Below are 255 nucleotides of genomic sequence, written 5' to 3' on the forward strand. Positions count from 1 at the left end.
GAGGTAGTACCCGATGACCTTATCATGCAACTCCACCGACTTTGAGAATGACAGTGATTTCCGTCCCAGCCTTGCCAAATGTTGCCTGAGATTCAGATTATGCCGCTCAATTCTTTGAGTATAACGCTTACTGATAACGTGAAACTTACCCTTCAACCGTGATTCATACAACGGCCATCCATCTGTCATCCACACTACTATCTCAAAGGCCGACAGCAGATTCAGAAGACGTTCCAAGGTTGTTATCGTCCGTTC

General features: G+C 45.9%; 1 protein-coding gene. It reads right to left on the minus strand.

Annotated features, from left to right (window positions below; translation table 11 throughout):
- On the minus strand, nucleotides 1-255 hold a 255-nt coding region (locus HH682_RS15555; protein ID WP_214238377.1), incomplete at both ends, for an IS1 family transposase.

The organism is Rosenbergiella gaditana, from assembly GCF_018494065.1.
GTDB classification, from domain to species: domain Bacteria; phylum Pseudomonadota; class Gammaproteobacteria; order Enterobacterales; family Enterobacteriaceae; genus Rosenbergiella; species Rosenbergiella gaditana.